Annotated in this window: 2 protein-coding genes; both read left to right on the top strand. The window is 61.7% G+C overall.

The window, feature by feature from the left end; all coding sequences use genetic code 11:
• Positions 1 to 172 precede the first annotated feature (172 nt).
• The gene (locus tag ONR57_RS20340; RefSeq protein ID WP_265125535.1) at positions 173 to 391 is read left to right on the top strand and encodes an antitoxin VbhA family protein; all 219 of its coding nucleotides are present in this window, start codon (positions 173 to 175) and stop codon (positions 389 to 391) included.
• Positions 388 to 1,164, top strand: coding sequence for a Fic family protein (locus ONR57_RS20335; RefSeq protein ID WP_265125534.1), 777 nt, complete (start codon positions 388 to 390; stop codon positions 1,162 to 1,164). Before ONR57_RS20340 ends, ONR57_RS20335 begins: the two co-directional genes overlap by 4 nt.
• Positions 1,165 to 1,462 lie beyond the last annotated feature (298 nt).

Genomic DNA, 1,462 nt, shown 5'->3' with positions numbered 1-1,462 from the left:
CCCGCTGCAGCGAACTCGAACTCTCCCGGCAAGCCGGGATCACCCGCACGACACTGCGGCGCTTACTGGGCAAAGACGCAACCACACACGACAGAAGAGGAACCGCGTGAGAGCACCAGCCAAGTACCGCGGCCGTACAATGAAGGCTGCACAGCAACGGAAGGGAAGCACGGTGGCACATCACATTTCTCCTGCCGAGAAGCAGCGCCGCCAGGACAGTGTTGCCGCAGCTATTCACTCGGCCTGGCTTGAAGGTGCTGAGGTATCGCAGGAAACCCAGGACGACATGCAGGAGTATGTCGAAGGCGGAATCACTGTGGAAGAGGGACTGGCCCGGCTGCGCGAACGGATTGACCGGCACGTGCGGGAGCGCCGCAACACGGTCGCATGACCAGCAGCAACCAAGACCCGTATATAGACCCCGCCTCTGGCATTCTCCGGAACAAGCTTCGCGCGGTCACGCGTGAGGAACTGAAAACCTGGGAAGCAGGGGCGGTCGCGTGGCGGGCACTGCAGCTTGACGAGCAGCCAATCACGGGACGCTACGACTTCGCTCACCTCAAAGCCATCCATCACCACTTGTTTCAGGACGTCTACGACTGGGCCGGGCAGACACGCACAGTCAACATCTCCAAGGGCGAGTGGTTCTTCCCGCACCACCGCATAGACATGGGCGCTGCCAACATCTTCGCAGAGCTGGCGCACCAGAACTATCTCAAAGGTCTTGAGCCGGACCTCTTCATTCGCAGGCTGGCAGCCACATTCGACCAGATCAATCACCTGCACCCATTCAGAGAAGGTAACGGCCGTACCCAGCGGATTTTCACCTCGCAACTCGCGGCAAATGCGGGCTACCACGTGCACTGGGAACACCTCGACCCGCACCGCAACATCGAAGCATCCCGCGACGGCGAAATGACACTGCGCGCAATGTTCCGCGACATCACCACACCCATAACACGAGAAAACCCCGCCAGCAGGCATGCCTCCCGCAGCATCGAGCCGGGAAAGGCGCGGCAGGCCGACATCATCGCTGCCGCGCACCCCAAGCCGATCAGCGAGATGCTGAAAACCAGCCGAACCAATCGGCACAACAGCAACCAGCACCGCAGCCTCCCGGCCGCGCCCCAGGCTACGGCCGCGAACGCTAACCAGAAGCAGTGAACCAGGCGCGCGAATCCAGCCGCCCACGCTCAGGCAGGGAAGACCGCGGCCCGCCAGGAAAGCCCCCGACTGCTCGCGGATGTGCACCGCCGCCTTGGTCACAAGATCGCGGGAACACGCAACCGCTAATACCTATCAGGCCAGGTCTTAGCGGTGCTAGCCTGAACGCAGCAGGGTTCCAAGTTTGGAACTGTGCTGATACGAGGAAGGGCCACCGCTACCAACGATGACCCTTCCGAAGGGCTTCTAGCCCGGAAGTATCCGGACGAGAATCTCACCGACGACCCTGGCGATCACA

Origin of the sequence: Hoyosella sp. YIM 151337 (genome assembly GCF_026041215.1) — a bacterium.
Classification (GTDB): Bacteria; Actinomycetota; Actinomycetes; order Mycobacteriales; family Mycobacteriaceae; genus Hoyosella.
This window is presented reverse-complemented; position numbering and strand designations above follow the sequence as displayed.

Excerpts from the sequence above, each read along its gene's own strand:
- ONR57_RS20335 (WP_265125534.1), top strand. The coding sequence starts at position 388 with ATGACCAGCAGCAACCAAGACCCGTATATAGACCCCGCCTCTGGCATT.